Annotated in this window: 4 protein-coding genes; 3 read left to right on the forward strand and 1 reads right to left on the reverse strand. The window is 72.4% G+C overall.

Features of this window, described 5'->3' with window-relative positions; genetic code table 11:
* Window positions 1-109 precede the first annotated feature (109 nt).
* Entirely contained in the window at window positions 110-1,717 is a 1,608-nt protein-coding gene (gene aceB, locus E1200_RS30215) for a malate synthase A (protein WP_131955521.1), read from the reverse strand.
* Window positions 1,718-2,024: 307 nt separating this feature from the next.
* Between aceB and hflX the strand changes: the two genes are divergently transcribed.
* The 3 genes from hflX to E1200_RS30230 all read left to right on the forward strand — a co-directional run bounded on the left by hflX (window position 2,025) and on the right by E1200_RS30230 (window position 5,911).
* The gene (gene hflX, locus E1200_RS30220) at window positions 2,025-3,401 is read left to right on the forward strand and encodes a GTPase HflX (RefSeq protein ID WP_243708951.1); all 1,377 of its coding nucleotides are present in this window, start codon (window positions 2,025-2,027) and stop codon (window positions 3,399-3,401) included.
* 443 nt (window positions 3,402-3,844) lie between these two features.
* The gene (hutI, locus tag E1200_RS30225; protein ID WP_131955525.1) at window positions 3,845-5,059 is read left to right on the forward strand and encodes an imidazolonepropionase; all 1,215 of its coding nucleotides are present in this window, start codon (window positions 3,845-3,847) and stop codon (window positions 5,057-5,059) included.
* 6 nt (window positions 5,060-5,065) lie between these two features.
* A complete protein-coding gene (locus E1200_RS30230; protein ID WP_131955527.1) occupies window positions 5,066-5,911 on the forward strand; it encodes a DegV family protein in 846 nt (281 codons plus the stop codon).
* The last annotated feature ends 229 nt before the right edge of the window (window positions 5,912-6,140 follow it).

The following is a 6,140-nucleotide window of genomic DNA, read 5'->3' on the forward strand; positions in this document are numbered from 1 at the left end:
CCCTGGAACCCCCGGTCCGTGCGGGGGGCCGTTTCACGAGACGCGGAGCGGATCGGGAAACGGCCCCCCGCACGGACCGGGGGTTCCAGGGGGTCGCCCCCCTGGAGGATCAAGGGAACTGCTGGTACGCCGGGATCGTCAGGAACTCGGAGTACTCGTCGGCGAGGGTGACCTCCTTGAAGAGGGTCACGGCCTGGTTGTAGCGGGGTTCGTTGTAGGCGTCGCCGAGTTCGTCGCGGATCTTGCCGAGTTCCTCGTCGAGGAGCTGCTCGACCCACTCCTTGGTGATCTTCTGGCCTTCGGCGGTGGAGACGCCGTTGTAGATCCACTGCCAGACCTGGGAGCGGGAGATCTCGGCGGTGGCGGCGTCCTCCATGAGGTTGTGGATGGCGACGGCGCCGGCGCCGTCGAGCCAGGTGGCGAGGTAGCGCAGCGCCACGTCGATGTTGTTGCGCAGGCCGCTCTCGGTGATCTCGCCCGGGGTCGCCTTGATGTTGAGGAGGTCGGCGGCGCTCACGTCGACGTCCTCGCGGAGCCGGTCGAGCTGGTTCGGCTTGTCGCCGAGGACGCCGTCGAAGACCTCCCGGCAGATGGGGACGAGGTCGGGGTGGGCGACCCAGGAGCCGTCGAAGCCGTCGCCGGATTCGCGGGTCTTGTCGGCGCGGACCTTCTCCAGCGCGACCTTGTTGACCTCCTCGTCGCGGCGGGACGGGATGAAGGCGGCCATGCCGCCGATGGCGTGCGCGCCGCGCTTGTGGCAGGTCCGGACGAGCAGTTCGGTGTAGGCCCGCATGAACGGGGCGGTCATCGTGATGGCGTTGCGCTCGGGGAGGATGAAGTCGGCGCCCCGGTCCCGGAACTTCTTGATGACCGAGAAGAGGTAGTCCCAGCGGCCGGCGTTGAGGCCGGCGGAGTGGTCGCGCAGTTCGTAGAGGATCTCCTCCATCTCGAACGCGGCCGGGATGGTCTCGATCAGGACGGTCGCGCGGATGGTGCCGCGCGGGATGCCGAGCCGGTCCTGGGCGAGGTCGAACGCGTCGTTCCAGAGCCGCGCCTCAAGGTGGCTCTCCATCTTCGGCAGGTAGAAGTAGGGGCCCTTGCCCTTGTCGAGCTGGCGCTGGGCGGAGTGGAAGAAGTACAGCCCGAAGTCGAACAGGGAGCCGGACATCGGCTCGCCGTCGACGAGGAGGTGCTTCTCCTCCAGGTGCCAGCCGCGGGGCCGGACGACGATGGTCGCGAGCTCGCCGTCGTCCTTGAGCGCGTAGGACTTGCCGCTCTTGGGGTCGGTGAAGTCGATGGTGCGGTCGAGGGCGTCCCTGAGGTTGAGCTGCCCCTCGATCATGTTGTCCCACAGCGGGGTGTTGGCGTCCTCGAAGTCGGCCAGCCACACCTTGGCGCCCGAGTTCAGCGCGTTGATGGTCATCTTCCGGTCGGTGGGGCCGGTGATCTCGACCCGGCGGTCCTCCAGGCCGGGGGCGGGGGCGGCGACGCGCCAGGAGTCGTCCTCGCGGACGCCCGCGGTCTCGGGGAGGAAGTCGAGCGTCCCGCCCTCGGAGAGCGCGCGCTGCCGGTCGGCCCGCGCGGCGAGGAGCTCCTTGCGCCGCGCGCCGAGCGCGCGCTGCAGGGCGGCGAGCAGGCCGAGCGCCTCGGGGGTCAGGATCTCCTCGTAACGCTCGCCGAGGGGTCCGGTGACCTCGATGCCTTCCAGTCCAGCCATCTGCCTGCCCTTTCGTATAGCGAAATCTCAGTTCTGTTCTGTGGAGACGGTACTCGGCGGCGCCGATCCCGGTCAAAGCGGGTACGCCCCTCCGCACGCCCTGTCTCCGCAGACCTCCCCGCGCGCGCCTGCGTCAACCCCAGGGGGATAAGCACGTGACCATCGGGGACCGCCCGTGAGACGATCGCCGGGAAGATACGGCCGCGTCGCGGCGTTCTACCGAGGACATATGACTCAACCTTTTTCTGCAGACCAGGACCACGCCACGGACGAGTTCGAGACCCAGAGCCACGACGGGCTCGACCCCATGACGGGCGAGCTCGACCTTGAGGACCGGCGGGCACTGCGCCGCGTCGCGGGCCTCTCCACCGAGCTCACCGACATCACCGAGGTCGAGTACCGCGCCCTGCGGCTGGAGCGGGTCGTCCTCGTCGGCGTCTGGACGGACGGCACGGCCGAGATGGCCGAGAACTCCCTCCGCGAGCTCGCGCTCCTCGCCGAGACCGCCGGCTCGGAGGTGCTCGAAGGGCTCGTCCAGCGCCGTTCCCGCCCCGACCCGGCCACCTACATCGGCTCCGGCAAGGCCGCGGAGCTGCGCGACATCGTCATCGCCACCGGCGCCGACACCGTCATCTGCGACGGCGAGCTGACCCCGAGCCAGCTGCGGCACCTGGAGGAGACCGTCCAGGTCAAGGTGATCGACCGGACCGCGCTGATCCTCGACATCTTCGCCCAGCACGCCAAGAGCCGCGAGGGCAAGGCGCAGGTCGAGCTCGCGCAGCTCGACTACCTGCTGCCGCGGCTGCGCGGCTGGGGCGGCAACCTGTCCCGGCAGGTCGGCGGGCGCGCCGCCGGCGGCATCGGGATCGGCGGCCGCGGCCCCGGCGAGACCAAGATCGAGCTGGACCGGCGGCGGATCCGCACCCGGATGGCCAAGCTGCGCCGGCAGCTCGCGGGCATGTCCAAGTCGCGCGACACCAAGCGCGGCGAGCGCCGCCGCAACGCGGTGCCCGCCGTCGCCATCGCGGGCTACACCAACGCCGGCAAGTCGTCCCTGCTGAACCGGCTCACCGGCGCCGGGGTCCTGGTGGAGAACGCGCTGTTCGCCACCCTGGACCCGACCGTCCGGCGCGCCGAGACCCCCGGCGGCCGCGCCTACACCCTCGCCGACACCGTCGGGTTCGTCCGGCACCTGCCGCACCAGCTCGTGGAGGCGTTCCGCTCCACGCTGGAGGAGGTCACCGACGCCGGGCTGATCCTGCACGTCGTCGACGGTTCCGACCCCGACCCCGAGTCGCAGCTGGAGGCCGTCCGCGAGGTGCTGCGCGACATCGGCGCCGACAAGATCCCCGAGATCGTCGTCATCAACAAGGCCGACGCCGCCGACGACCTCACGCTCGCCCGGCTGCAGCGCCGCGAGCCGCACAGCGTCGTCGTGTCGGCCCGCACCGGGTTCGGCATCGAGGCGCTGCGCGCGGCCATCGAGGCGGACCTGCCGGGGCTGGAGAGCGAACTGCGCGTCCTCGTGCCCTACGACCGCGGCGACCTCGTCGCGCAGGTGCACGAGCGCGGTGAGATCCTCAAGCAGGAGCACCTGGCCGACGGCACCATGCTCCACGCCAGGGTCCCGTCCGACCTCGCCGGGGAACTGGCCAGGTTCGAGACCGTCGCCCCGACCGCGTGAAGGCCCCGTCCGGTCCGCGGAGGACCGGACGGGTTTTCGGGCCGCTCTGTGCGGGTTTCGGGGGCGGCTGGATGCCGCCGCCGGTCCCCGAACGGTGACAGCTTCCCCAAACGGCTTGACGGTTCGGTTGAAATCCGTACGGTCATAGAGCTAGGGGCGGGGTGATGGCTGTCGATGCGCTGCGATCAGAGGTTGTCGGACGGGCCTTCAGTGCACTACCGTGACGAAACCGATATCTCCGGCCTCGTTGCCATGGGTGGTCGCCCGACCACCCGGTTCACCGACGGTGGATCGCCGGCATCCGGTCGGCGGTTCGGATCGAGAGCAGGTGGCCCAATCCATGGCAGGTCCGAACTCGCGAGCAGGTGCCCCGCGGGGACGCGCCACGGCGTCCGGTGCCGCGCCGGGACGCGCTCCACGGCCCCGGCCGGGCCGGTGACGCCATGACCGTACGGCTGTTGACGAACATCGGCAGGCTCTGGACGGGCACCGACGTCTGCAGCAACGCGGCGGTGCTCATCCACGACGACCGGATCGTCTGGGCCGGTCCCGCCTCCGACCTCCCGCAGCGCGTCCCCGGCATCATCGACGACATCGTCGACGTCGACCACGTGGAGAACCTCGGCGGCGGCCTCGTCACCCCCGGCCTCATCGACGCCCACTCCCACCCCGTCTACGCGGGCAACCGCTGGGCCGAGCTCGCGATGCGCACCAGCGGGTCGTCCCACTCGGCCATCACCGCGGCGGGCGGCGGCGTCAACTCCACCGTGACCGTCACCCGGGGCACCGACCCCTGGACGCTGTGCAACGGCGTCCGCGAACGGCTCCGCCAGTGGATCCTCGCCGGGACGACCACCGTCGAGGCCAAGACCGGGTACCACCTCACCCGCGACGGCGAACTCGCCGACATCCGGATGCTGCGGTCGCTGGAGGGCGAGCCGTCCATGCCGCGCATCCACGCCACGTTCCTCGCCGCGCACATCCTGCCGCCGGAGTTCTTCGGCCGCCGCCGCGACTACATCGAGGCCGTCCGGCTGTGGGCCGGCGACGCCGCCGTCGCCGGCGCCGACTCCATCGACGTCTACTGCGACGAGGGGCACTTCACCGCCGAAGAGGCCCGCGCCCTCCTGCTCACCGGCAAGCGCGCCGGCCTGAAGGCCCGCATGCACGCCTGCGCCAACGAGCGCATCGGCGCCGCCCAGGTCGCCGCCGAGGTCGGCTGCGCGTCCGCCGACCTGCTCACCCAGGCCAACGACGACGACATCAAGGCCCTCGCCCACGCCGGCGTCACCGCCACCGTCTGCCCCGGCAGCGCCCTCAACAGCAGCCGCGCCCCCGCGCCCGTCCGGCAGATGATCGAACGCGGCGTCACCGTCGCCCTCGGCACCGACCACAACCCCGGCCAGTGCGGCATCACGTCCATGCCGCTCGTCATCGGGCTGGCGGTCGCGATGTTCGGCCTCAGCGTCACCGAGGCCCTCCGCGCCGCCACCCTCGGCGGCGCCGCCGCGCTCCGCGTCGGCGACCGCGGCTCCCTCGCACCCGGCATGCTCGCCGACATCGTGCTGTGGGACGCCGACCACGAGGGCGCCTTCGCCTGGGCGTTCGGGCTGCGCGCGCTGCGGATCTGGCGCGGCGGCGTCCCCGTCCAGCCGTAGCCTGCCATGGGCAGCGCGGTCGCGGTCGTCACCGATTCCACCGCCTATCTCCCGCCCGGCCTCGCCGAACGGCACGGGCTGACCGTCGTCCCGCTGCAGATCGCCGTGGGCGGCGCCCCGCGGGACGAGGACGACATCACCACCGCCGAGGCCGCCCAGGCGCTGCGGGAATGGCGGCCCGTCACCACCTCCCGCCCGGCCCCCGAGCGCTTCGCGGACGTCTACCGCGCCGTCGCCGCCTCCGGCGCCCGCGAGATCGTCTCCGTGCACATCTCCGCCGCCATGTCCGGGACGGTGGAGGCGGCCCGCCTCGCCGCCGGCGACGCGCCCGTGCCGGTCACGGTCGTCGACAGCGGTGTCACCGGGCTGGGCCTCGGATTCGCCGCCCTGTCCGCCGCGGCCGCCGCCCTCGCGGACGAGACCGCCGAGCGGGCCGCCGCCGCGGCCGCCCGCCGCGCCGCCCTCACCCGCTCCCTCATCTGCGTCGACACCCTCGAACACCTCCGCCGCGGCGGCCGCATCGGCGCCGCGGCCAACCTGCTCGGCTCGGCCCTGATGGTGAAGCCCCTCCTCGCCATCCGCGACGGGCGCCTCGCCCCGCTGGAGAAGGTCCGCACCACCGCCCGCGCCCTCGCCCGCCTGGAGGAGCTCGCCGTCACCGAGGCGGGGGACCGCCGCGTCGACCTCGGCGTCCAGCACCTCGCCGCCGCCTCCCGCGCCGAGGCCCTCGCCGGCCGCCTCCGCGAACGCGTCCCGAACGTCGCGGACGTCTACGTCGGCGAGGTCGGCCCGGTCATAGGCGCCCACGTCGGCCCCGGCATGCTGGGCGTGGTCGTGGCCCCCCAGCTGTAACCGCCGGTTATCCACAATCGCCGATGCGCTCACGGCGGCCGGCGGGCGCGACCTAACGTCGAGCGCCATGAAGCCCGACACGCACGACCGCCTGCAGTCCCTCATGGGCCGCCTGCGCCCGCCCGAGACGCCGCCGTCCGCCCGGTTACGCGCCACTCCCGAACGCTCGAACGTCCGCGTCCTCGTCTTGATCGGCATCGTCGCCGCCCTGGTGGCCGGCGGCTACCTG

Source organism: Actinomadura sp. GC306, from assembly GCF_004348665.1.
Classification (GTDB): Bacteria; Actinomycetota; Actinomycetes; order Streptosporangiales; family Streptosporangiaceae; genus Spirillospora.

Excerpts from the sequence above, each read along its gene's own strand:
- aceB (WP_131955521.1), bottom strand. The coding sequence starts at position 1,717 with ATGGCTGGACTGGAAGGCATCGAGGTCACCGGACCCCTCGGCGAGCGT.
- hflX (WP_243708951.1), top strand. The coding sequence starts at position 2,025 with ATGACGGGCGAGCTCGACCTTGAGGACCGGCGGGCACTGCGCCGCGTC.
- hutI (WP_131955525.1), top strand. The coding sequence starts at position 3,845 with ATGACCGTACGGCTGTTGACGAACATCGGCAGGCTCTGGACGGGCACC.
- E1200_RS30230 (WP_131955527.1), top strand. The coding sequence starts at position 5,066 with ATGGGCAGCGCGGTCGCGGTCGTCACCGATTCCACCGCCTATCTCCCG.